General features: G+C 34.0%; 25 protein-coding genes. 7 read left to right on the forward strand and 18 right to left on the reverse strand.

All coding sequences use genetic code 11. The features are described 5' to 3' along the window. Window positions 1–58: 58 nt before the first annotated feature. A complete protein-coding gene (locus tag MKY04_RS20515) occupies window positions 59–517 on the forward strand; it encodes a DinB family protein (RefSeq protein ID WP_126294553.1) in 459 nt (152 codons plus the stop codon). 227 nt (window positions 518–744) lie between these two features. Here MKY04_RS20515 and MKY04_RS20520 read toward each other — a convergent pair whose 3' ends face one another. After that, a complete protein-coding gene (locus MKY04_RS20520; protein ID WP_126294554.1) occupies window positions 745–1,587 on the reverse strand; it encodes a DUF2268 domain-containing protein in 843 nt (280 codons plus the stop codon). A gap of 105 nt (window positions 1,588–1,692) precedes the next feature. Between MKY04_RS20520 and MKY04_RS20525 the strand changes: the two genes are divergently transcribed. Further along, window positions 1,693–1,944, forward strand: coding sequence for a hypothetical protein (locus MKY04_RS20525; protein ID WP_126294555.1), 252 nt, complete (start codon window positions 1,693–1,695; stop codon window positions 1,942–1,944). A gap of 172 nt (window positions 1,945–2,116) precedes the next feature. Here MKY04_RS20525 and MKY04_RS20530 read toward each other — a convergent pair whose 3' ends face one another. The 8 genes from MKY04_RS20530 to MKY04_RS20565 all read right to left on the reverse strand — a co-directional run bounded on the left by MKY04_RS20530 (window position 2,117) and on the right by MKY04_RS20565 (window position 8,992). Beyond that, window positions 2,117–2,452: a metalloregulator ArsR/SmtB family transcription factor gene (locus MKY04_RS20530; RefSeq protein ID WP_346235065.1), complete on the reverse strand. Its 336-nt coding sequence runs from the start codon at window positions 2,450–2,452 to the stop codon at window positions 2,117–2,119. Beyond that, window positions 2,452–2,880, reverse strand: a complete 429-nt coding sequence (locus tag MKY04_RS20535; protein WP_126294557.1) for an SRPBCC family protein — start codon at window positions 2,878–2,880, stop codon at window positions 2,452–2,454. Before MKY04_RS20535 ends, MKY04_RS20530 begins: the two co-directional genes overlap by 1 nt. Before the next feature lie 93 nt (window positions 2,881–2,973). Continuing rightward, a complete protein-coding gene (locus tag MKY04_RS20540) occupies window positions 2,974–3,210 on the reverse strand; it encodes a hypothetical protein (protein ID WP_126294558.1) in 237 nt (78 codons plus the stop codon). Between the two features lie 257 nt (window positions 3,211–3,467). Beyond that, window positions 3,468–4,655, reverse strand: a complete 1,188-nt coding sequence (locus MKY04_RS20545) for an MDR family MFS transporter (protein WP_185807727.1) — start codon at window positions 4,653–4,655, stop codon at window positions 3,468–3,470. 121 nt (window positions 4,656–4,776) lie between these two features. Further along, entirely contained in the window at window positions 4,777–5,739 is a 963-nt protein-coding gene (locus MKY04_RS20550; protein WP_126294559.1) for a bile acid:sodium symporter family protein, read from the reverse strand. A 652-nt stretch (window positions 5,740–6,391) separates the two neighbouring features. Further along, window positions 6,392–7,159, reverse strand: coding sequence for an SDR family oxidoreductase (locus MKY04_RS20555; RefSeq protein ID WP_346235066.1), 768 nt, complete (start codon window positions 7,157–7,159; stop codon window positions 6,392–6,394). Between the two features lie 98 nt (window positions 7,160–7,257). Further along, on the reverse strand, window positions 7,258–8,403 hold the full coding sequence (locus MKY04_RS20560; protein ID WP_126294562.1) for a diguanylate cyclase domain-containing protein: 1,146 nt from the start codon (window positions 8,401–8,403) through the stop codon (window positions 7,258–7,260). Window positions 8,404–8,590: 187 nt separating this feature from the next. Then, window positions 8,591–8,992, reverse strand: coding sequence for a hypothetical protein (locus MKY04_RS20565; RefSeq protein ID WP_126294563.1), 402 nt, complete (start codon window positions 8,990–8,992; stop codon window positions 8,591–8,593). Window positions 8,993–9,206: 214 nt separating this feature from the next. Between MKY04_RS20565 and MKY04_RS20570 the strand changes: the two genes are divergently transcribed. Beyond that, on the forward strand, window positions 9,207–9,695 hold the full coding sequence (locus tag MKY04_RS20570; protein ID WP_346235067.1) for an STAS domain-containing protein: 489 nt from the start codon (window positions 9,207–9,209) through the stop codon (window positions 9,693–9,695). 125 nt (window positions 9,696–9,820) lie between these two features. On the opposite strand, the gene MKY04_RS20575 is transcribed toward MKY04_RS20570, so the two are convergent. Beyond that, window positions 9,821–9,997 (reverse strand): hypothetical protein, encoded by a 177-nt coding sequence (locus tag MKY04_RS20575; RefSeq protein ID WP_185807816.1) that lies wholly within the window; start codon window positions 9,995–9,997, stop codon window positions 9,821–9,823. 355 nt (window positions 9,998–10,352) lie between these two features. Between MKY04_RS20575 and MKY04_RS20580 the strand changes: the two genes are divergently transcribed. After that, window positions 10,353–11,306 (forward strand): rhodanese-related sulfurtransferase, encoded by a 954-nt coding sequence (locus MKY04_RS20580; RefSeq protein WP_126295971.1) that lies wholly within the window; start codon window positions 10,353–10,355, stop codon window positions 11,304–11,306. Window positions 11,307–11,389: 83 nt separating this feature from the next. Further along, window positions 11,390–12,100 carry a Fe-S oxidoreductase gene (locus MKY04_RS20585; RefSeq protein WP_126295973.1) on the forward strand — a complete coding sequence of 237 codons (711 nt, stop codon included), beginning with the start codon at window positions 11,390–11,392 and terminating at the stop codon, window positions 12,098–12,100. A gap of 406 nt (window positions 12,101–12,506) precedes the next feature. On the opposite strand, the gene MKY04_RS20590 is transcribed toward MKY04_RS20585, so the two are convergent. The 8 genes from MKY04_RS20590 to MKY04_RS20625 all read right to left on the reverse strand — a co-directional run bounded on the left by MKY04_RS20590 (window position 12,507) and on the right by MKY04_RS20625 (window position 20,429). Then, a complete protein-coding gene (locus tag MKY04_RS20590; protein ID WP_126295970.1) occupies window positions 12,507–12,881 on the reverse strand; it encodes a metal-dependent transcriptional regulator in 375 nt (124 codons plus the stop codon). 16 nt (window positions 12,882–12,897) lie between these two features. Then, a complete protein-coding gene (locus MKY04_RS20595) occupies window positions 12,898–13,773 on the reverse strand; it encodes a metal ABC transporter permease (RefSeq protein WP_126295969.1) in 876 nt (291 codons plus the stop codon). Beyond that, entirely contained in the window at window positions 13,770–14,690 is a 921-nt protein-coding gene (locus MKY04_RS20600; protein ID WP_346235068.1) for a metal ABC transporter permease, read from the reverse strand. The genes MKY04_RS20595 and MKY04_RS20600 overlap by 4 nt, the downstream gene beginning before the upstream one ends. Then, complete coding sequence (locus MKY04_RS20605; protein WP_126295967.1) at window positions 14,671–15,426, reverse strand: metal ABC transporter ATP-binding protein; 756 nt, start codon at window positions 15,424–15,426, stop codon at window positions 14,671–14,673. The genes MKY04_RS20600 and MKY04_RS20605 overlap by 20 nt, the downstream gene beginning before the upstream one ends. After that, window positions 15,423–16,394 (reverse strand): metal ABC transporter solute-binding protein, Zn/Mn family, encoded by a 972-nt coding sequence (locus tag MKY04_RS20610; RefSeq protein WP_126295966.1) that lies wholly within the window; start codon window positions 16,392–16,394, stop codon window positions 15,423–15,425. The genes MKY04_RS20605 and MKY04_RS20610 overlap by 4 nt, the downstream gene beginning before the upstream one ends. A gap of 424 nt (window positions 16,395–16,818) precedes the next feature. Further along, window positions 16,819–18,183, reverse strand: a complete 1,365-nt coding sequence (locus MKY04_RS20615; RefSeq protein WP_346235069.1) for a stalk domain-containing protein — start codon at window positions 18,181–18,183, stop codon at window positions 16,819–16,821. Between the two features lie 46 nt (window positions 18,184–18,229). Next, window positions 18,230–19,717 carry a DUF5050 domain-containing protein gene (locus MKY04_RS20620; RefSeq protein WP_126295963.1) on the reverse strand — a complete coding sequence of 496 codons (1,488 nt, stop codon included), beginning with the start codon at window positions 19,715–19,717 and terminating at the stop codon, window positions 18,230–18,232. A gap of 259 nt (window positions 19,718–19,976) precedes the next feature. Further along, entirely contained in the window at window positions 19,977–20,429 is a 453-nt protein-coding gene (locus tag MKY04_RS20625; RefSeq protein ID WP_126295962.1) for a MarR family winged helix-turn-helix transcriptional regulator, read from the reverse strand. 114 nt (window positions 20,430–20,543) lie between these two features. Here MKY04_RS20625 and MKY04_RS20630 point away from each other — a divergent pair, with 114 nt between their 5' ends. Together MKY04_RS20630 and MKY04_RS20635 are read left to right on the forward strand one after the other, a co-directional pair. Next, window positions 20,544–20,984: a GNAT family N-acetyltransferase gene (locus MKY04_RS20630; protein ID WP_346235070.1), complete on the forward strand. Its 441-nt coding sequence runs from the start codon at window positions 20,544–20,546 to the stop codon at window positions 20,982–20,984. Beyond that, window positions 20,984–21,649: a YczE/YyaS/YitT family protein gene (locus MKY04_RS20635; protein ID WP_185807814.1), complete on the forward strand. Its 666-nt coding sequence runs from the start codon at window positions 20,984–20,986 to the stop codon at window positions 21,647–21,649. Before MKY04_RS20630 ends, MKY04_RS20635 begins: the two co-directional genes overlap by 1 nt. The last annotated feature ends 134 nt before the right edge of the window (window positions 21,650–21,783 follow it).

The raw sequence follows: 21,783 nt of genomic DNA on the forward strand, positions 1-21,783 counted from the left end.
TTTAGAGGAAAAATAAGTATGTTGTCAAAATAAATTAATAAAAGAAAGGAGGAAATAAATGAAGCAACGTCATAAAGTGTTATTTCAGCAATTAGAGAGCTATCGCGGAAATATAATCAATGTTCTCGAAAATATAACTGAAGAACAGTCGGAAATAGTGCCTAAGGGATTTAATAATAATATTCGATGGAATATGGGGCATATTTTGCTAGATCAATACTTATGGATTGAAGCACTAACAAAGGAAAAAAGCGAGGTACCTGAGCAGTTTAATTATTGGTTTGGATTTGGCACTTCACCAGCTAATTTCAATGCTGATACTCCATCTTTCCATGAACTAAAGGAATTATTAAAAATACAGCCTGCAAAAATAAGAGAGGCCTATAGTAATCGATTAGAAGAAGAATTTCCAACAGTTGAAATGGGAATGTACACGATAGAACAAGTTTTAATTCGAACCATTTTCCATGAGGGGATGCATTTACAAGCAATTTTGGATATAAAAAAGTTTATATAAATATTTTATTTAATCGATGGATTCCTTTTTTAATACTACAATGGGAATCTTAATGAATTTTGATGGTGCACATACGACCTATATAAAAGGGAGAAGGCAATATTTAAATCCAAAAGTTCAAACAGCCTTTGCTATTTTAGGACACTATTTATCCACTTAACAGATGATTATTCTCATTGGCTTTTGTACATGTGAAAGATTTGTATAAACTCTCCCTTTTCCTCTAATTATGATGGTTTAAAATCAGACCCCTGGATAATTTTTTCTGAAGAAATTCGATAAAACACGCTAGATTCTACAGAACCAACATTTTTTACGTAGGATTCGATAATTCGGTATCCTATACAATAGCCTATCCAACTCGGTAAACCTAAACTTTCATCTCCATATAAAAACGAGTAATGATTTTCTACACCAAGTAAATACATATTCGGAGCATAGTACTTTTGCCATTGTTCTTTTAGTTCTTCAAAAGAAGATTGTTTCGTCCATGGAGATAGCCCTGCCTCCCCATACAATTTCTCAACTTCCCACTCTGCCATTCCCTCTATAATTAATGACTCTATTAATTCTATTTCCTGGGGTGCTTTTTTTATATGAGAAAGTCTACAAATATGATGATACTCATGGGCAAGCAAAGCTTTTAATTCAATTTCTACTAGTTCTTTTGAAATAAATAAAAATATTGCATCATTATATGCTACGCCATTCTTTTTTACTTCCATCCCATCAATCATCGGTCTATGTTTTGTTAGGGGAAAAATGTAAATAGGTATATCAGGCCCCCTCCATAAGCTTCGCAGTTTCTCAAATTCTTTTTGAACTATACCCCATACATTTTGCTGTTCCAATTCTTTTATAGTGGCAGCTATATCTAATCCTTCATACGGATCAAACAGCCCATTCCTTAAAAGCTCGAAATGAATTTCTTCAATTGTCCTTTTTGGAAAAATAGTTTTAAGAGGGTTGCATAGCAATTCTCGGTGAACTTTTATTAAATTATCTTTTGCGCTTTGACTAGACTTTTCACACAATTTATAAAGTTGTGGCAGATTATATACTACTGGCATCTATTTCCTCCTTTTTATTTAAGATATGTTTTAGACTCCTAACTCGTGTCGACTAAAAATAGGAACATATATTAATTAACAGTAATATTAAAAGGGGGGAAAACTATGCATCCTCATAAAGTATACAATCTATGCTGCCGCTATTTAGGTAAAAGAGTTTGTATTACTGAAAAAAATGGCAGAAAACATGTTGGAAGAATTACTAGAGTAGATCGACATATGGTATGGATTATGCCTGATGGCGGCTTTGGTGGATATGGAATTGGCTACTGGGGCTTTGGCGGAAGCGGATTCGGAATTGGTATTGCAATTGGGGCAATCGCTGGTATTGCTCTTGCCAACGCTTTCTGGTGGTAGATTGCGAACACTTTTATTCTATAAAAATCCGCTTAAGGTAGTATAGTCCAAAATAGTTCTTAAAAGGGGGCAGTCCAGAAGCAATTTTCTGAACTGCCCTTCAGTTTGTATTTATGCAGTCCTCTGCAAGCGGCGTTGAGTTAGCCATCTATGTCCTTTTCGGAAGTCTATTTCACCGATTTTTTAATGTATCATTTTCCACTACAAACTTAAATTTTGTTAATTTATTATTCCAAAACTGTTCGTAATATTTAAGCCAACCGCTTAATTCTTCAAAAGGCTCTGGCTGTAAAAAATATATTTTTTCACGGCCGCTTTTTTCTCCTCGAACCAGACCTGCTTCAGATAATATATTTAAATGCTTGACCACTGCAGTTCTACTTATATCAAAATGCGAAGAAATTTCAGCTATAGATTGTTTATTTTCGGAAAGTAAATGAAGAACTCTTCTTCTTGTTGGATCAGCAATTGCTTGAAAAACATCATACTTTTGTGTGGCAGCGCACATTAAACTTCCACCACTTTTTTAAACTTAAGAACAATTCCTGCCCAACCTTGATTCATCGTATTTCGAATTTCAGTATTTGGTCTTTGAGCTTTCGGTACGATTGCACCTTCGTCTTTCCACCCACCGTGAATAACTGTGAATTCTGTTTCATTGTCAATTTCTTTTAATAAAAACGTCACAATCCAGCCATCTGTATCCCATTCGAAAGATATTTTATATGGTTTATCAACTTCTATTACCTTACAAGGAGATGGTCCGAATGGAGATTGGATTGTAAATGCAAACCCTTCCTCCGGTTGAAAATCGCTTGGCATAAACCATTCTGCAATCCCTTCAGCAGTGGATATATAATCCCATACTTTTTGTATTGGTGCTTGTACAGTTACTGTTTGAATAATGTCAGGTAATTTCTTTTGATCATTTGTCATTTTCAATTGCTCCTTTACTGCAACATCTATACATAACCATTCGGTGTTACTTTCAAAGTATATATAACTTAAAGGTGTTATGTCAAAATAGAATTAGAAAATATAAATAAATATTGCAAAAATAAAGGGCAATATAGTTAATAAAAAGCCATATTTTGCAAGTTTTTTATTAAATAATAAAAATACCCCTATAATCCAAAGTACAATAAATAAAGCCTCATCTATAAACTTTCTTTCCATGCTGCCTTGTTCTAGTATTGGTATAGAAATGTAAAAGGCAAATATCCCTGTCCATACAAGATGAATAATCCTATAAATTTTTAATATCATGTGTACCTCCCTTTATTATGACGTATTTAATTCAAGACGCACTCATTTCCCAAAAGATTCTTTCCCCTAGTTTCAACGAAAATATATCTTTATATCCAAACCATAAAAAGTGAACTTGCTTTATAATCGATATGAAATTCCAACTTATAAGAAAAATAAAAAAGTGTCGACTCCTTTTTTAGGAGCAGACACTCATACTTTTCCAACCATTTATCGCTGCTTTTTCGTACATCGCTTTATATATGGCAGTTACATTTTTATGCGTTATCCAGATTATTGCGTTTCGTTAATGCATTTTTGTAAAACACAATACTTAATAACATGAATATTGCTATAACAAAATAAACTTCTCCCTGAAAATGAATTAGTAACCAGCCTCCTAAGATCGGTCCAATGAATCCTCCAGCATTTTTCAATTGAGAGGCTCCCAAATATGTAGCTTTTTTTGTTTCTGGAGCAATCTCTTCAATCATTGCATTCATCATTGGGAATGCAAAAATCTCACCAATGGTAAATACAACCATTGCCCCAATAAAAACAATCCAGCTTGTTGCTAGGTTGAAAAGAACAAATCCTGCTGCAAAAAAACAAATTCCAATCACTAAGCTCTTCAAGGTAGAAATACGCTCACTATAAATGCTAATCGGCAGTTGTAAAAGCAGTACTACAACAGCATTTGTTACAAGTAATATTGAATACAATTTCACGCCATTCTCTACAGTTAAATTAATAAACTGTGGCAATGTTGAATCATATTGGGAATAACCAAGATTAATTAGCATACCCCCTGCTAATAACAGAAGCAGCTTAGTATCTGAACCAACAACCTTGAACATTTGAAGAAGAGTTTGTCTCTCTTTATTAATCTGCTGGCGCATTTCAACATTGTTTAAAGCGATTACTAAGACTACGCCATATAATGCATACATCCCTCCTGTAATGAGAAATGGCAATGTTGGGCTTGATAGACTTAAAAGCCAAACCCCACAAATAGGTCCAATAACTGCGGCGATGTTGATTGCTGTATACCGTACAGAAAAAAGTCTTCTTCGTTTTTCCTGTTCGGTAAAATCAATCATTAATGCTTGTGTCGAAGGCTCAAAAAATGAACGACATAGTCCATTCAAAGCGCTTAAAAATACGAAAAGCATTACACTATGAACCGTTGCAAACCCAACAAAGACAGCACTCCATATGAAAATAGTAAATAGTATAATAAGTTTTCTTCCTAGTTTATCTGTAAGAAAACCTCCGAATATTCCTCCAATAGTAGCAAAAAGCTGTGCAGCACCAAGCGTTATTCCAATGATTAATGGAGATGCACCTAATTCCCTTTGCAAATACAGTGCAAGGAACGGGATCGTCATAAAACTAGCGACTCGAGTAAAAATTGTACCAAACAATATATTCCAAACGAGTGGATGAAAATAATTAATTATACCCAAAACAACACCTCTATATTTATCCCACTACTTTATAATACTTAAATGAAAAAATTACATAAAAATATGCATAAGGGGCGTCAAAGGATCTTCAGCCCTACTACTTACTTGACCTTACTGATCATTATGACGATTCCTTTAAATTGAAAGCATACTTCACCTTATATTTTTCCATAATTCTATTAAATTGTGATGCCAGTACTTGTTGGAATAACATACCGAAAACTACAGGCATAACTACTTTTGCTGGGAAGTAGGTGCTTGCGATTACAACGCCCACTGCGATATTGCGCATACCTCCAGTAAAAACAACTGCCGTGATAACACTCGGATCTTTAAATAGGTAATGACCAAGTATTAAACAAATTACATAGCCCGAAATTGATAAAAGCAAGACGACAATAATAATACCAATCGTCTCCCACGTAATGTTTCTTATATAAGGTCCAATAACACTACTATTAATCATCACAATCAAAAATAAACTAATTTTCTGAAATGGTGCAAGTGTCTTCCCAACAGTCTCTACAACATTTCCTTTTGTCCATTCATTCAGTAATACCCCTGCAACAGATGGCAGCAAGATCATCCATAATAAATCAAGCATAATAGACATTGTATCAATTTCAATATTTTGCCCAACAACAACATGCACTAATAATGGCAAGATAATAGGCGATAACATTGTATCTATTAAAATAATTGATAAGCAAAGGGCAAGATGGCCTCTACAAATGCTAACCCAGATAAAGCTTGTAACCCCAGTTGGTACTGCAACAGACAATACGAAGCCAATTGTAAGTAGATGATCATTAAATATTACTGTTGCTACGAAATACGCCCAAATCGGCATCAAGATATGTAAAAACGCAATGGTTATTAGAATGACAACTGGATATTTTGTAAAGCTGCGCAGTCCTTGAAAATTCATGCTTAAGCTACCTATAAATGTCATTAGGGCAAATAACCAAGGAACTAAAAATAACAAATATCCCCCAATATCATCCAGCAACACACCGATTATTAAGCTAAGAGGTGTTAAGATTGGCATTAATTTTTGGAGATTCTTGTTTAGAGTGGCTAACATAGAAGCCCCCCTTCCTTAATAAAATCCTAAACTCACTATACACCTTATTTTTTAGGTTGTTAATGAACCTTTCGTCTGAACATTCAACATTCATTGAAACCTTATATACTTTTTAGTTACATAAAAAGGCGCCACCCCTGCGAAAGAAGAGTGACACTTACAATTAAAGTTAATCAATCCCGAACTATGAATATAGGGCGATACAGCCGTAGCGCAAAAAAATTACCAACTGTTGGTGAAATCGCAGGCTATATATTACTCTTTTCGAGAGAAAAGCGAAAAAGGGGCTAGGACATAAGTGGATTTTTTGTAAGAATTCGCTTTTATCATTAATAATAATTTGATATTTTTTGAAAATTGATTAGAGTGAAGGGGCGACTCCTGCGGGAACAGCCCGTGACTCGAGACCCCGCAGGAGCGTAGCGACGAGGAGGCTCGAGCCGGGCCCGCGGAAAGCGTCCCCGGAACGGAAATCAGTTTTCCACTTAGCAAAAAAACGTCATTTTTCTCTTCAAGAAAAATGGCGTCTTTTAGTTTTGTCCCAGCCTCTTTATTGACAAGAACAAAATTGATTTCCGTTCCAAGGAAGCTCATCCAGAGCGGGCCCAGAACCTCTTCGTCCTCCGCTTTCCTTTACCAGCATAGAATGTAATTATTTAAAAAAATCAGGATTATTATTCAAAAAGTTATGCCAAGCTTTTTTCATTCCTTGATCCAGCTCATCCCTTGAAGCAGTAAGCCGTTTTTCCGTTCCCCCATAACCAATTTCAATTTGCCCATTCTTTAACCCTTCAAATATCGCATGGATAAAGTCATTTAATGGTGCACCAAATGTATGGACTCCAACACCTCCCAAATCCGTGTTAACAGCTGGAGGTAAAACCTCTATCACTTCAACATTTGTGTTTTCTAGTTGTTGGCGTAAAGTTACTGTGAATGAGTGCATAGCAGCTTTTGTTGCACTATAGATAGGCACCCAAACCCCAGACTGGATTGCCAAGCCGGATGTTACATTAAGAATAGTTGCTTGTTTTTGTTTTCTTAGGTGAGGAATAAATAACATGGATAAATGGATTGGGCCCTCTACATTAATAGCAATTTCATTTTGATAATAGTGCCACTCATTTTTTGCATCGAGTAAATTAACTCTTTGTTGAATGCCCGCATTATTTACTAAGACGTTTAAATCCGGGAAGCTTTTTGTCACCCACTCATAAAGCTGAATACGTTCTTCTTCCTTGGATACATCACAAACTCTTGTATGTAATTCAGGAAATTTTTCTTTTGCCGCAGCTAACTTGTTTTCCTGACGTCCTACAACAATGACCTTATTTCCTGACTTTAAGAAGTTCTCAGCAAAGGCTAGACCTATTCCAGACGCTCCGCCTGTTATTAATATTGTGTTTCCTGATAATTTCATTATTTTCACTCCAAGTTAAATTAGTAAGCATATACTTAAATAGTTTTTACCATCATAGCAAATCCAAGTAATTTTAAACAAAAGAATGGATTTATAATTTATCGTATTGTCAAATTACTAATCACAAAAGTATTGCGTTTCTTTTTTGCTTCATACAAAGCATCATCAGAATGCTTTAAAAGTGTTAAATAATCTTTACCATTTGTCGGATAAATAGCAATCCCAATACTGGTCGTAATATGGAAATACTGCCCTCCTATACTAATAGGCTTCTTAAAGGCATGAAGAATACGGTTCGCTATATCAACAACCTTTTCTTCACTTATATCTTTAAGAAGAACTGTAAATTCATCTCCTCCTTGCCTCCCAATAACATCTGTATTACGAATACATCTTTCAATCCTTTTTGAAAATGCTATTAATACCATATCTCCAATATCATGTCCAAAGTTATCATTTATATATTTAAACTTATCCATATCCATATACATCAAAGCAAATTTTCCATCCGATCCTTCTATTTCATTTATCACTTGTTGCTGAAACATTCTTCTATTCGCTATTCCAGTCAGTTCATCATGATAAGCTAAAAATTCTAACCGCTTCTTTAAAGCTAGAGATTCTTTGATTACTTTTTGCAAATAAAAGAAAGCAAAAATAAAACTTAAAACAGATAGAATAAGCATTATAATTCCATCAAGTATCAGTCTTTCAAAATTTCTATTTTGATTATTTAGTATCTTTGAAAATGAATTGTAATAATCATCTTCCAGGGGTTGTAAGTAATGTAAATTTAAATCCTCAAATTCGCTATTTGCTCTCATTAACCAATTCTGTGATTCAATATCATTGTTTTCCCTGCTTAGCTGCATGGCCCTATTAAAAATAATCCAATAACTTTTCCATTTTTCAATGAACGCATCCCGTTCTCCCTTTTCCAAATTTAAAGAGATGTCATTAATTAAATTATCAAGGGCTAAATGTGTGGACTCTATTTCTTTATTGAAATAATCCATTTCGTTATAATTATTTGTCAAAATATGCTTGTGCCCTAAGAAATTTAATTTAAAGGTTAAAGTCTCTAATTGGTATACTGTATTAACAATTTTTACAGATTTAGATTGTAAGTTTCGGTTATTTTCATATGTTTGAAAAATGTTGTATACCTCAAAAGACGAAATAAGTAATATAAGGAAAAATAAAATCGAAAATGTTACATTTATTTTAGACTTTATCTGTTTCATCGATTTCTCCTTACTTATGTAAAGGCTGCTAATCTGAAATTTACCAATAGATTTATTTTGCTATTACCCATGCTTCCCATTTTCAGCAATAGTAAAAACAAAATTCTTTGTTGTTTTTCGAAAATAAATATTTACTACATTAAAAACAGAAAGTCCGTCTCAACCTGAGACAGACTTTCTCATACAGCTATTTTCTTTCCTTTAATATATCTTGAATAATTTCAATATGAAAATCAGCCCAAGCCTTTTCTCTAAAATGAAGAATTAAGCCTATAGTTAAAAAAACTAAATATATACAACAAAAAAAGATCCACTTCAAACTTCCGTTTGCAAATAGAAAATGTTCTAATTGGCTGGAAAATAAAAAGAGCAGCCATGGAACGGCAGCGACATAAACAGGAATCATACCAGTACCGCTTTTCTCTTTAATCATTCGGTAGTAAATTAACTTTAATAAATCGCTGTCAACTGATTGATAGAAATCACGAATTTCTTGAATTTCATTTAAGAACTTGATGTCTCTAATTTTTTTAGGCTCTTTTTTTAAACGACGATATATTTTATGTGCGTCTCCACGAAAAATAGTCATGAACAACATCCTTTTAATATTCTAAAGCTTATTTTCTAATTCTTATTATTGTGTACATTAACGAAAAAATTAAGAATCCTATTTATAATTTTTCAAGTTATTTTCCTATTATTTTCACAATTACACAATTGCCTAAATTTTTAAGAAAAGATATAATTTTATTTATGAAATTACAATCTTTTTTACAAAAAAATTCTGAAGAGGAAAAAAGTGTATGTTACTATCATTGACTAGTGCTTTCGAAAAAACAAAAGAAGAGCTTTTTAATAAAGCAAAATCCTCAACATCCCTTACCTCAAGTGAGATCCTACACCAAAGTCAACAATTAGATTATTTTATTACACTGTTCCAAAATAAGAATTTTTCTGATTTTGTTGTAAGCTATAGGGTTGAGGAATCTAAACTGTTTATTGAAATTAAAGGGCAATTGGATATTATTACTTCCGACGAACTGAAATCTTTCGTTAAGGTAAATAAAGAAAAATGGGGAGATATTAAAGAGTTTTATATCGACTTAAGCCATCTTAATTTTTTTGATACAACAGGTGTTGAATCTATCGTTTCTTTAATTACTGAAGCTAAAAGTCATGGTATTTTGATAAAATCAATTATTACAAATCAAACCGCTTATGAAATTTTTAATATTATAGGAATTTCAAGTGCCCTTAAAAAATTAAATTGCGGGACATTCGTCGCAGTCTAATCTAGGGGAATACGTAGATAATTTATCTCAAAATCGAAATTCTCATATTACTATCATTGTGGAAGTTTAAAAAGACTTTTCATTTAACTTCCACAATGGTTAATAATAGGCGGATTCTATAATTATTACTTTTTACTCGCTCTCCACAAGAGTGCTGAAATTAAAAGAATGCCCCCTACTCCAACACCAATTATTTGATCTAAAAGAAATTCTCCAGTTCTAAAATAACGGATTATAAATGTGCCACCGAATATTATAGTGATTGTAATTGCTAGTTGTATTAGATATGTATTGATTTTCATTGACAACCCCTCAACTTTGTTTTAGCAGCATATTTTATAAATTTTTTTCAAAAAAACCCCTAATCCTTTCATGACATTCTTCAATTATAGGAAATGATTCATATTTGCAAACATACCCATAAACTGAGAGAAATTCATACCTATTCCTCTTTTCAATGTTAAATTAACTTATCACAAAATAAAGGGGAATCATTAAGTAACTAAGTTCGGTCAATTGAAGTATTAACAAATGTACGAAAGTGTGGTATTTTATATTTATATACTAAAAGGTATATAAAGTATGAATTTCTCACATAAAGCAGAAGTTCACCCATCAGGTATATCCTGTAAATATAAATGATAGGTGGAAAAGAAAATGAATTATCGAGTTTTATTATATTATTTTTATACAAAAATAGATGATCCAGCTGAATTTGCAGCGGAACATTTAGAGACATGCAAGAGTATGAACTTAAAGGGTCGTATTTTAGTAGCCCACGAAGGTATCAATGGTACTGTTTCAGGTACAATTGAAGATACGAATGCCTATATGGATTATATGAAAAATCATCCTTTGTTCGATGGTATTGTGTTTAAGATTGATGAAGCAGAGGGACATGCATTTAAGAAAATGCATTGCCGTCCGCGTCCTGAGCTTGTAAACTTAAGCTTGGAAGACGATGTCAACCCACATGAAGTTACTGGCCGTTATCTAACACCTCAAGAATTCTTTGAAGAAATGCAACGCGAAGATACAGTTGTATTAGACGTGCGTAACACTTACGAGTATGATGTTGGTCATTTCCGTGGAGCGATTCGTCCAGAAGTTGAAACATTCCGAGATACACCGCAATGGGTACGTGATAACAAAGAATTATTTGAAGGTAAACGTGTACTAACATACTGCACAGGCGGTATTCGTTGTGAAAAATTCTCAGGTTGGTTAAAACGTGAAGGTATTGGCGAAGATGTTGGCCAATTACACGGTGGTATTGCTACTTACGGTAAAGACCCAGTCGTAAAAGGGCAACTTTGGGACGGTCAAATGTATGTATTTGACGAAAGATTAACTGTTCCGGTTAACAAAGTTGAACACGTTGTTGTAGGTCGTGACCACTTTGATGGTACACCATGTGAACGTTATATTAATTGTGCAAACCCAGAATGTAATAAACAAATTTTATGTTCAGAAGAAAATGAACGCGAACACCTAGGTGGTTGTACAATTGAATGTTCAAAACATGAACGTAATCGCTATGTTGCAAAGCATAATTTATCAAAAGAATTTGTTGATGCACAAATAGCAAAATTAGAACAAGTAGCAAAATAATTAAATAATTTTGTACAAATAAAGCAGCAAGTGGAATTTCACTCCACTTGCTGCTTTCGAACATTCTATTAGTAGGTGATAATATGCCCGCATTAACCTTTGAACAGGTCGAGATGTTAAATAAATACCGAATTTATACGACTCCGCCAAAACGTGCGCTCTTTACGCTGGAACGTTTAAGCAAGGAATTTTTCCATGACGACTTTGCTCCACTCATGCAAGGAATTACAGACTCAAAAAATGCAACAGCTGCTGTTTCACACTTTGCCAAACGCTACGGAATGTTTTTTGCTATGCAGTTTCATATGTTGGCTGCTTACGATTTAGTTTGGGACGGTAAATTCATTGATTTACAATTTGATGTTACAGAAGAATTTGGCACACATACGGTTGCTATGTTTATAAATCCGAATGACTACCGTTATGTAATACCAGAGGAACGGCAATATAAAATAAGCTCAATTTTGTATTATCAAGGGTATGAGATTGTGCAGCAGTTAAGGAAGACAACAACAATCTCACCATTAACCATTTGGGAGAACTTCTTTATCCATATGATTAATATTTTTGATAAGTTGTTAGAAAATCCAGCAACCGCAACCCAAGCTATGGATGATATTGAATTGCTGGAAAACCCAGAGTTATGGAAACGCTTTAGTGATAAATCGCTTTTCTATGAATTTACGAAAGGTAAAAACCCTTCGCAACTAGCTAGTCATCCTAAAAGGAAAAGTTGCTGCTTTTCTATGGACATCCCTGGGCTGGCAGCATGCGGCTATTGTCCAAGAGCTTAGAAAAAGAAAAGCACAAAAACCCTTTGGCTGTGTGCTCCCTGTTTCTATTTGTAATAAGGGGCATTAACGAGGAGAAAATTCTAAAAGAGATACATGTCAAAAGTGAATATAATCGTAAGTTTGGATAGATCTTGTTAATTAAAAGGCTTATAAAAAAACAAGTAAAGCTTCTTTCCCTGTAAATAAATATAAAAGTCTTTTTTTAATTTTAGTTTCAACTTATACCCTCTCGTTGTTGTATGTTATTATGTTGGACCTAAATCTTCAGCTACATTTAGGCAAAAAATAAGCAGAGAAACTATTTAATAATTTCTCTGCTTACAGTTTAGGTGCTAAATAAGCCTTTTAAAGAAAGAGAAAATATATAATACTAGCTTTTTGTTAACATTATAAACACCTTTGAAAATTATTCCATCGATGTGTTTTTTAAAAAGCGATCAATTAGATGAATAACATCTCGACTAAAAGTATTTTCGATTGATTTAACCTCATTCTCAACCTTATCTTCATCTACACCGATATATCGTAAAAATTGTACTAGCACATGTCGATTTTCAAGTAGATGCTTACATACCTCTTCTCCTTTTTCTGTCAACTTTATCATTTTGTATCGCTGAAATTCAATTAATTCTTCGTCTTTTAACTTTTTAGCCATTTTCGAAACAGAAGGAACTGAGACTTGTAATGATTTCGCTAAATCTGAAACACGAGTATAGCCCTCGTTATCCTGATTGCTATAGATCTCTATTAAATATTTCTCTTTATTAGCGGAAATCACCATTTGAAAACCTCCTTATTTATGATTTCATTGTAGAAGGTCTAATCTTATTAGAAAGCAGTCCGTGTCGTGGTGAAAAGATAAAACTAATGAAAAAGACAATACCGGTTGCAAACGCCATTGAACCTGATATGGAACTATCAATCCATACTGCAAAATAATAACCAGCTATAGCAGAAAGAATTCCAAAAATACTACTTATAACAATCATTTTAAATAGATTATCTGTCCAAAGATAGGCAGAGGCAGCTGGAGCAATTAGCATGGCAACAACCATAATTGCCCCCACAGCATCAAAAGCTGCTACAGTTGTGACTGAAACAAGTGTCATAAACAAATAATGCATCCCAAGAACTGGAATTCCGATACTAGCTGCAAGTGCAGAATCGAAAGTCGTAATTTTCCACTCCTTATAAAATAGCCCAATGATTAATATTATTATCGCTAATACAAGTAATAAAATTAGAGTAGCCACAGGCATATCCCCAAACATTGGAATTTCAACTGTATTCCAAGGAATAAATGCAATCTCTCCCATCAAAGCATGTTGAACATCAAGATGTGCATTTCCAGCCTTAGTTGCAATTAGAATGACTCCTAGTGCAAAAAGAATTGTAAATACAACACCAATTGATGCTTCATGCTGTACATTATTTGAATGGAGCCATTGAACGAGAAAAGTTGTAAATACACCCGCTAACGCTGCACCAATTAACATGTGTATACCGCTTAAACTTTGTGTAAGTAAATAAGCAACCACAATCCCAAGTAATACGGAATGACTAATAGCATCAGCCATCATTGCCATTCTCCTTAAAATTAAAAACACTCCTACAATTCCACAAGAAATTCCTACTAGTGAAGCTGTCAATAGTATCCATGCTGAATATGTCATCGTTTTCCCTCCCTTACAATTTGAGCAGGAGGCATAAGTTTAAGTACTTCATTTTTTTTATTTCGAAAAATTAGGTACTCAACAACTATTCCTTTTTTTGCTCCAAAAAATAAGGAAAGTAAAAATATCAAACCAGATATCATTACAATAAACGGTCCGGTTGGCCATCCGGAGCCTAAAGCGCTAATAGTAGTTCCAATCGTACCAGCCATTCCCCCAAATAGCCCTGATAACCACATCATTTTCTTAAAAGAATGGGTCCAGTATCTAGCACTTACTGGAGGAATAATAAGTAATGCTGACATCAAAATAACACCCACTGCTTGAATCCCAATAACAATAGTTAAAACTAAAATAATTAAATATACTGTATTCATCCCTTTAATTGAAAGGTTTAAACCTTTTGCAAAGTTCGGATCAAACAAAAGTAATTTCCATTCTTTAAAACCAATTAGTATAATTAATATTACAGTGGCTGCAAGGATGGTTGTTATTACAACGTCCGACCATATCATAGAAGCAGCCTGGCCATAGATAAAACTATCTAACCCAGCTTGATTTCCATTACTATTGCGATTAACAACAGTCAATAGGACAATTCCTCCACCAAAAAATACTGCTAAAATTAATCCCATCGCTGTATCTGAAGTTATTCTCGTTGTTGATTTAATAAGCATAATTAAAAATGCACCGAGTAGTGCGCTAATAGTAGCACCAATGATTAGTAGAAAAAAATCCTTTTCTTGAAAAATTAGAAAAGAAATTACAACACCTGGTAATGCAGCATGTGAAAGTGCATCACTCATCAAACTTTGCTTCCTCCAATAAACTAAACAACCAATTAATCCAGAAGCAAAACCGAGGAGGAGTGTACTTAAAAGTACCCATTGATAGTTGCTAGATAGTAGAATGGACAATTCCGATTCCCTCCTTCAACCAGCGAACGGTTCCTCCATACGTTTTTTTAATATTATTAGCTGTAAATGTAGAGGTAATGGCCCCATGTGCAACAACAGTTCGGTTCAAAAATAACACTTGATCAAAATAATCTTCTACTGTTTGAAGGTCATGATGTACAACTAGTACGGTTTTTCCTTCCTTTTTTAATTCCCTTAAAATTGCCATAATTGCTCTCTCTGTTGCGGCATCGACACCAGCAAGCGGCTCATCCATAAAATATAAATCTGCATTCTGTATTAAAGCTCTTGCTAAAAATACCCTTTGTTGTTGACCACCTGACAATTCACTAATTTGACGATTAGCATAATCCGCCATGCCGACTTTCCTTAATGCATCAAGTGCTTTCTCCTTATGACTCTTATTCGGCCATTTTACCCAACCAATTTGACCGTACATTCCCATCATTACAACATCTAATGCATCGGTTGGAAAATCCCAGTCAACAGAACCTCGCTGAGGAACATACCCTACTTTCTTTTTTACATTTTTTAAGAGCTCTCCAAAAAATGAAACATCACCTGATAGATTTGGGTGTAAACCAAGTAGTACTTTAATTAATGTCGACTTGCCTGCACCATTTGGTCCTACAATACATGTTAGCGTCCCTTGGGGGATTGTGAACGAAACATCATTCAGAATAATGTTTTTTCTATACGCCGCACTTAATTTTTCGACTTGAAGTACATCCGTCATTGTGTACCCCCTGTTAGTCCCTCATAAATAGTTACTACATTATGTTGATACATGCCAAGGTAAGTACCCTCTTCAGTTCCTGTTTCACCCATAGCATCTGAGAACAGTTCTCCCCCTAGATTAACACTTAGCCCTTCTTTACCAGCCCCTTCAATTACTGCTTTTATTGAATTTTGGTTAACACTGCTTTCTACAAAAACTGCAGGGACTTGCTTGTCAATTAACAAATCAACAGTAGTTTGAATTTCCGATAGACCAACCTCATCTTCTGTACTTAAGCCTTGTAACCCGACCACCTCAATATCAAACATACGACCAAAATAACCAAATGCATCATGAGCTGTTACTAAAACGCGCTGCTCCTCGGGAATGCTTGATAACTTTTCTATAGCGTCTGCTTTTAGTTCATCAATTTTGCCAAAATAACTCTCTTTATTTTGTTCAAAGTAATCTGCATCTTCAGGTGAATATTCTTTTAATAATTCTGTTGCGCTCTCTAACGCATCTTTCCAAAGATCTAAATCGAACCAAATATGAGGGTCAATTGCGCCATTTTCGTCTTTTAATAATTGTTCTTCATTAATTGATTCTCCTATTGCAAACGTTGTTTTCGAATCTTTTAATTTGGCGAAAATTTCATCCATATTTCCTTCAAGATGAAGCCCATTATATAAAATAATATCTGCATTTTGAAGGGTAGTAATATCCCCTTGAGTTGCTGTGTATAAATGTGGATCAACACCTGGTCCCATCAGACTCTTCACTTCAACACGGTCCCCACCGATAATTTCAATTGGTTCTCCAATTTGGGCAATTGTTGTAACAATTTGAATTGGTTCTTTTAATGAATTTTCACCATTTGACACAGTATTATTTTGCTCTTTCGAGTCTTGACACCCCCCTAAAATGAAAGCAACTATTCCTAAAATTACAATAAACAATAAAATAAAAAGTTTTAATTTGTTCATTTCCATCCTCCTTGGTTTAGGTCACAAATGTTGCACTAGGGAAACTTTTTGGCTAAAAAATATAGAAAAGCAGACAAGCTTTCCTTACAGACAAATTGTTTCCTTAAGGAAAATTTAGTGCATAAGGTAACAATTGTCAATAGTTTTTTCCATTTTTTGATTAGAAATTTTAATACCAAAAGAGGACAACCTTAAAAAATTTTAGGTTGCCCTCCTACCATACAATTTTATATTATTATTTTTTGTGGCCAACTGTTAGATAAATAGAACCCGTAGATTCTACAAATCTTGCTGTCACTGTTCTTCCATTTGCAGTAAAACGCTCTGGAATATCACCTTTATTAAAGTAGTTCCAAACACGATTTGCATCCTTTTCAAAATATAATTTAAACAGCTCTTTCGCTACAATTGGGATGCGGTAAGATTATTGTAAAGCACTACTTTGCCATCCATAAAACGATATTCCAACCTCATATGAGGCAGTTGGTCCTTGATCAATTACTTGGATAACCTTCGATTTACCAAAAATACTATAAGTTATTCCACCTTTATCAAATCCTAATTCATTTTCAAGTGTTTTTTTGTTTACTTGTGGGTCTTTACTCCACTTTGATTTCAAGGTAGAAGCAAACCATCCATCATCATACATCTTACCTGTAGCAGGTGATTTCCCTATTTTAAGTGCATCTTTCTTTACGAAGCCACTTTGATTTCCAACTTTAATTTTATACCAATTGCCCTGTGCTCGAGCAATGTATACTTGTTGATTTTTCACTAGTGCTGTAACATCTGTTATACTTCCTGGAGCTGGAGAGACAAGCGCCCATTTCGTTGCATACCCTGTCTTTTTAACAGTCTCTGCAAGTTCAACAGGAAGCTCGCCAACGTAAATCGTTGTCTTTGATTTTTCATTTACTGTCTCAACGTAATAATTTAACCCGTTTTCTGAAGAAATAAATTCTACTGGTACATAGACTTGGCCATTTTTATAAAGTGCTTTCGCATCTACATCCTTTGTATTGCCGTTTACTTTTTCAGTCTTCAACGGAACAAAATGAGTTCTTTCTCTACTCATCAATTGCGAATCATAGATCTCGGCTTTCGATTCACCATCAGTTACAGTTGCAAAAGTTAGACCGTCTAGCTCAACAGTAACTTCTTTCGACCTAGAAATAGGTCTACCACCCATTTGTTTAGCGATTTCATTTAAAGGGACATATGTTGTACCATTGCTGATAAATGGATTATATTTGCTATTAACTTGTTTGTTGTTAACTTTTAAAACGATAGGTGTGTTACTAATTGATTGTTGTAAACTTCCAGGAAGCTTTCCAACATATATTATTGTTTTCGTATTTTCTTTTACTACCTCTACAGGATATGTCATACCATTTCCGGACGAAAGAAATTCGATCGGCACATATACTTGTCCATTTTTATAGATGGCTTTCACATTGGCATTTACCTGTTCGCCGTCTACCATTTTGGTCTTTAATGGGTAGAGCTTCCCATTTACGATTCCAGTAGTTTGTCCATCTTGTATAACAACTAAAAATCCTGTTTCTCCTTTAATATGCACTTTCTTTTGATAGGAACTAGAAGTTACTTCATCTCCCATTTGTTTAGCAACTTCATCTAAAGGGACATAAATATTCCCATTGCTTGTAAACGGACTGATTTCTACTTTTTTATTGTTTACCATTAAAAGTACAGACGCAGATTCAGCCTGTACAAATGTGGGTGCTACTAAAGAAAATAACAAAATAAATGCAATCAATAGTTTTTTCATGTAATATCTCCTAATTTCCAACATAATACCAAATATGGAAAATTTACTAATCTATAAATTTATCAAAATAATATTTACCATCTATTTCTTTAAATACCGCAGTAATACTTAAACCGTCTTTTTCTCTAAAAATATAAACTGAATTATCCGAGGTAACGGTAATTTCATAATCGTAATAGCCACCATATGGCTCACCCTTAAGCGGGGAAGAACTTAATGCCTCCATAAAAAGGTCAATATATTGGCCTTCCGGGTCAGTAAGTAATGTCTTTAATAGATCTTCATTTTGATTGGAAAGACCAAAAAGCAGCGCTTTTGTAGCACCAACTACATGCTCTTGTGGGAAAAGAATCTCTCCCCCAACAATTGCACTCTCCTGTTCTTCTAATTCTCTAATTGAAATAGGCTCTTCTAAATAAAACAAATCATCATATAGTTTTAATAATTCCGGTGGTGTTCCCCATCCTTCAGTGGCTGCTGCTGATTGGCTATATGAATCCATTGCACTATTATAGGCATCTATAACATTAGTAAAAACCGCCAGCGAATATTGTCCTTGCCCAAAGCCCCAATAGAATAAATGGCCACCTGCAATACTATAAGCATAGACAGAGCTTGTAGGAACCTCCCAATGCTTTGAACCAGTTAAATCCATCGCAAACATTTTTTGATTCTCTGTATAATAAATCGTGTCACCTGCAATATTAGGCATGTCAATTGAAGCACCGTTTTCCTTAAGATTAGCAGTTAAGTTTCTTATATCCCCGCCATCTCCATCTATGCTCATTTTAAAATTATCCCCGTTTTCTAGATAATAAAGATCATCACCATTTACCTGAAATGACTCCAAGTTGAAATGGGATTTTACTAATGGCTCATCAGCATTTTCTAAATTATCTATGTATAATCGATAGTCACGGTTTTTAACTTTTTCAGACCAATATAGTTTTCCCTGATCAATATAAAAGCTTTTAATACCAGTTGCCTTTTCCTTCTCATTTTCTCCATTAATCCCCATCGTATAAAGATTAAAAGAATCATATTCGCTATCATAAGAGGAAAAAATAATTTGCTCCTTATAAACAATCATGCGTGATACAGAAACCGAAGTTGGTATTTCTTCCTTTCCCTCTCCATCCAAGTCCACTTTGTAAATTTTTTCGTTCTTAACGTAATATACACGGTTATTTATTACATTAATGGAGGCAATTAACCCTTCTTCATTTTCTACACTATCAAGTACATCTCCGTTATTCTCCATATCAGAAATTTCATCTCTAGGAGAGGCAATTAATCTTTTTGAGTCCGAGTAGAAAACCATATTCCCATATTCTGCGGCTACTCCACCATTTTGAATATTGCCGCTTGTATTCCCCGTAATTACAGCTAAAGCATCCTCTTCGACTATTTGTTCCTCAGCTTTAGTAGTTGAATTCTCATCCTTATCCTCTACTTGAGTTTTAGTATCTTTAGAATCAGCACAACCAACTAAAGCTAAAGAAATCATCAGTGTATATATAATTCCTTTTTTCATAAGCAAATGCCCCTCTACTTATATTGTTTTAAATAAGACTCACCTGAAAATTATACTAAATTATACATATAAAGAACCATCTATTTTTATATTATTTTAGTAATAAGTTCTTATATGGTTAAACTCTTTTATCACAGCAAAATTCCTATAATTTAATTTTAATAGTATTAAAGAACTTCTTTTTGACATAATAAATACCCTTTTGGCAATTCAACCAAAAGGGTAAAACAGTTCAACGCAACTTTATTTTAAATATGTCTCAATACTCTCTCTTGTTTCCCTTTTTTACAAAGTCCCACTCTACCTCAATGTTTTTCCTAACTCGTTGAAGAAGATGAAAAATAGCATCTGCTTCCTCCGGAGAAAATCCGGATAGTGCAACCTTATTCGAATAATCCCCTTCTCTTTTTAGAAATGGATACACCTTCTTACCTTTGTCTGTTGGGAATAATTTTTTAATTTTTTTATTAAACTCATCATCCTTTTTTTCTATAAACCCTTGTATTTCCAATTTCTTTATTGCACGAGCTGCTGTTGTTCGATCCACTTTTATCATTTCTGCTAGCTTTTCTTGAATTATTCCAGGATTTTCACATATTCGAACAAGGTACAAATATTGTCCTTTAGTAAGGTCATATTCTTTAAATTCAATATTGCTGATAGAATCTAACGCACGTGCTATCATACCAATTTCACGAAGAATTTCCTTCATAAAAACCTCCCTCAACTTTTTGTTGCATTTACAACAAAATTTCGTATATACTTTTCATTAATAACTTCAATTATGACTTGTCTAATTAAATAAATCCAGAAAGGTGAAGGTAAATTGAAAGTAAAAAAAATAACAGAAGAGATTGACTTAAATAAAGCATTTCATATCAGAAAGGCAGTTTTTGTTGAGGAACAAGGAGTACCACATGAAGATGAATTTGATGATTTTGATAAACTGAATGGAAAATGTGAGCACATATTGGTCTTTTACAATGAACAGCCTGTGGGAACTGGTAGAATTAGAATTCATGAAGGTCTAGGTAAACTAGAGAGAATTTGTATTTTAGAACCTTACCGAAATTTTGGTCTAGGTAAGGAAATTATTAAATCGTTAGAAGAAATCGCAATAGAAAAGGGTGTATCCCAGGTTAAATTACATGGCCAAACACAGGCAGAGGGCTTTTACATAAAACTTGGCTATCGTACTTCATCTGATCCATTTATGGAGGATGGAATTCCACACGTTTTAATGATAAAGGAATTGTCAACTGTGTAATGTTGAAGATGTCAGGAAAAGCGAAATATACACTTTATGTATTAGGAATATTGATATTAACCCTCGGCATTTCTTTTACTATACAATCGGACCTTGGAACTTCGCCTTATGACGCACTTTTAGTAGGACTATCTATAAGCGTGGGGCTAACTGTTGGAAGCTGGGAAATTATAATCGCTTTAATACTAATATGTATTAATTCAATTTTAAGAAGACAGAGACCTGAACTATTAGGGGTGTTAACTGCCATTATCACTGGCATTAGTATTGATATGTGGCTTTTTTTATTGCACAATTTGATTTCCCCAGAGCTTTGGATTAGTAAACTCATATTTTTTGTTGTCGGCTTAGTTGTTACAGGATTAGGGACTGCAATTTATTTACAAACTCATTTTGCACCGATGCCGATTGACCGTTTAACACTAATTATACAAGAGTTAACTAGAACAAATATATTTATTTCTAGAACAGTTATTTACCTCGTATTCTTGGTAATGGCAAAACTATTTAATGGTCCAATTGGTATTGGAACTATACTGACCGTTTGTTTAGGAGGGGTAATTCTAAATTACTTTATGGCATTAACTAAGAATTTTTTAGAATGTTTACAGGAAGATACCTATACATCATCTAATTATCATACAGAAAAAAACGATTCTATATAGGATGGCTTTAGTCAAAAGAAGGATGACCCAAGACTAATCATTTTGGATCATCCTTTGTATTTACTTCTACTTCCGATTTAATCCTGATCACTAATTAGATAAGTATTTAAACCGATAGGGACAATTCTTTACTC

It is taken from the genome of Lysinibacillus telephonicus, assembly GCF_039654155.1.
Classification (GTDB): domain Bacteria; phylum Bacillota; class Bacilli; order Bacillales_A; family Planococcaceae; genus Ureibacillus; species Ureibacillus telephonicus.

Excerpts from the sequence above, each read along its gene's own strand:
- MKY04_RS20515 (WP_126294553.1), top strand. The coding sequence starts at position 59 with ATGAAGCAACGTCATAAAGTGTTATTTCAGCAATTAGAGAGCTATCGC.
- MKY04_RS20520 (WP_126294554.1), bottom strand. The coding sequence starts at position 1,587 with ATGCCAGTAGTATATAATCTGCCACAACTTTATAAATTGTGTGAAAAG.
- MKY04_RS20525 (WP_126294555.1), top strand. The coding sequence starts at position 1,693 with ATGCATCCTCATAAAGTATACAATCTATGCTGCCGCTATTTAGGTAAA.
- MKY04_RS20530 (WP_346235065.1), bottom strand. The coding sequence starts at position 2,452 with ATGTGCGCTGCCACACAAAAGTATGATGTTTTTCAAGCAATTGCTGAT.
- MKY04_RS20535 (WP_126294557.1), bottom strand. The coding sequence starts at position 2,880 with ATGACAAATGATCAAAAGAAATTACCTGACATTATTCAAACAGTAACT.
- MKY04_RS20540 (WP_126294558.1), bottom strand. The coding sequence starts at position 3,210 with ATGATATTAAAAATTTATAGGATTATTCATCTTGTATGGACAGGGATA.
- MKY04_RS20550 (WP_126294559.1), bottom strand. The coding sequence starts at position 5,739 with ATGTTAGCCACTCTAAACAAGAATCTCCAAAAATTAATGCCAATCTTA.
- MKY04_RS20555 (WP_346235066.1), bottom strand. The coding sequence starts at position 7,159 with ATGAAATTATCAGGAAACACAATATTAATAACAGGCGGAGCGTCTGGA.
- MKY04_RS20560 (WP_126294562.1), bottom strand. The coding sequence starts at position 8,403 with ATGAAACAGATAAAGTCTAAAATAAATGTAACATTTTCGATTTTATTT.
- MKY04_RS20565 (WP_126294563.1), bottom strand. The coding sequence starts at position 8,992 with ATGACTATTTTTCGTGGAGACGCACATAAAATATATCGTCGTTTAAAA.
- MKY04_RS20570 (WP_346235067.1), top strand. The coding sequence starts at position 9,207 with ATGTTACTATCATTGACTAGTGCTTTCGAAAAAACAAAAGAAGAGCTT.
- MKY04_RS20575 (WP_185807816.1), bottom strand. The coding sequence starts at position 9,997 with ATGAAAATCAATACATATCTAATACAACTAGCAATTACAATCACTATA.
- MKY04_RS20580 (WP_126295971.1), top strand. The coding sequence starts at position 10,353 with ATGAATTATCGAGTTTTATTATATTATTTTTATACAAAAATAGATGAT.
- MKY04_RS20585 (WP_126295973.1), top strand. The coding sequence starts at position 11,390 with ATGCCCGCATTAACCTTTGAACAGGTCGAGATGTTAAATAAATACCGA.
- MKY04_RS20590 (WP_126295970.1), bottom strand. The coding sequence starts at position 12,881 with ATGGTGATTTCCGCTAATAAAGAGAAATATTTAATAGAGATCTATAGC.
- MKY04_RS20595 (WP_126295969.1), bottom strand. The coding sequence starts at position 13,773 with ATGACATATTCAGCATGGATACTATTGACAGCTTCACTAGTAGGAATT.
- MKY04_RS20605 (WP_126295967.1), bottom strand. The coding sequence starts at position 15,426 with ATGACGGATGTACTTCAAGTCGAAAAATTAAGTGCGGCGTATAGAAAA.
- MKY04_RS20610 (WP_126295966.1), bottom strand. The coding sequence starts at position 16,394 with ATGAACAAATTAAAACTTTTTATTTTATTGTTTATTGTAATTTTAGGA.
- MKY04_RS20615 (WP_346235069.1), bottom strand. The coding sequence starts at position 18,183 with ATGAAAAAACTATTGATTGCATTTATTTTGTTATTTTCTTTAGTAGCA.
- MKY04_RS20620 (WP_126295963.1), bottom strand. The coding sequence starts at position 19,717 with ATGAAAAAAGGAATTATATATACACTGATGATTTCTTTAGCTTTAGTT.
- MKY04_RS20625 (WP_126295962.1), bottom strand. The coding sequence starts at position 20,429 with ATGAAGGAAATTCTTCGTGAAATTGGTATGATAGCACGTGCGTTAGAT.
- MKY04_RS20635 (WP_185807814.1), top strand. The coding sequence starts at position 20,984 with ATGTTGAAGATGTCAGGAAAAGCGAAATATACACTTTATGTATTAGGA.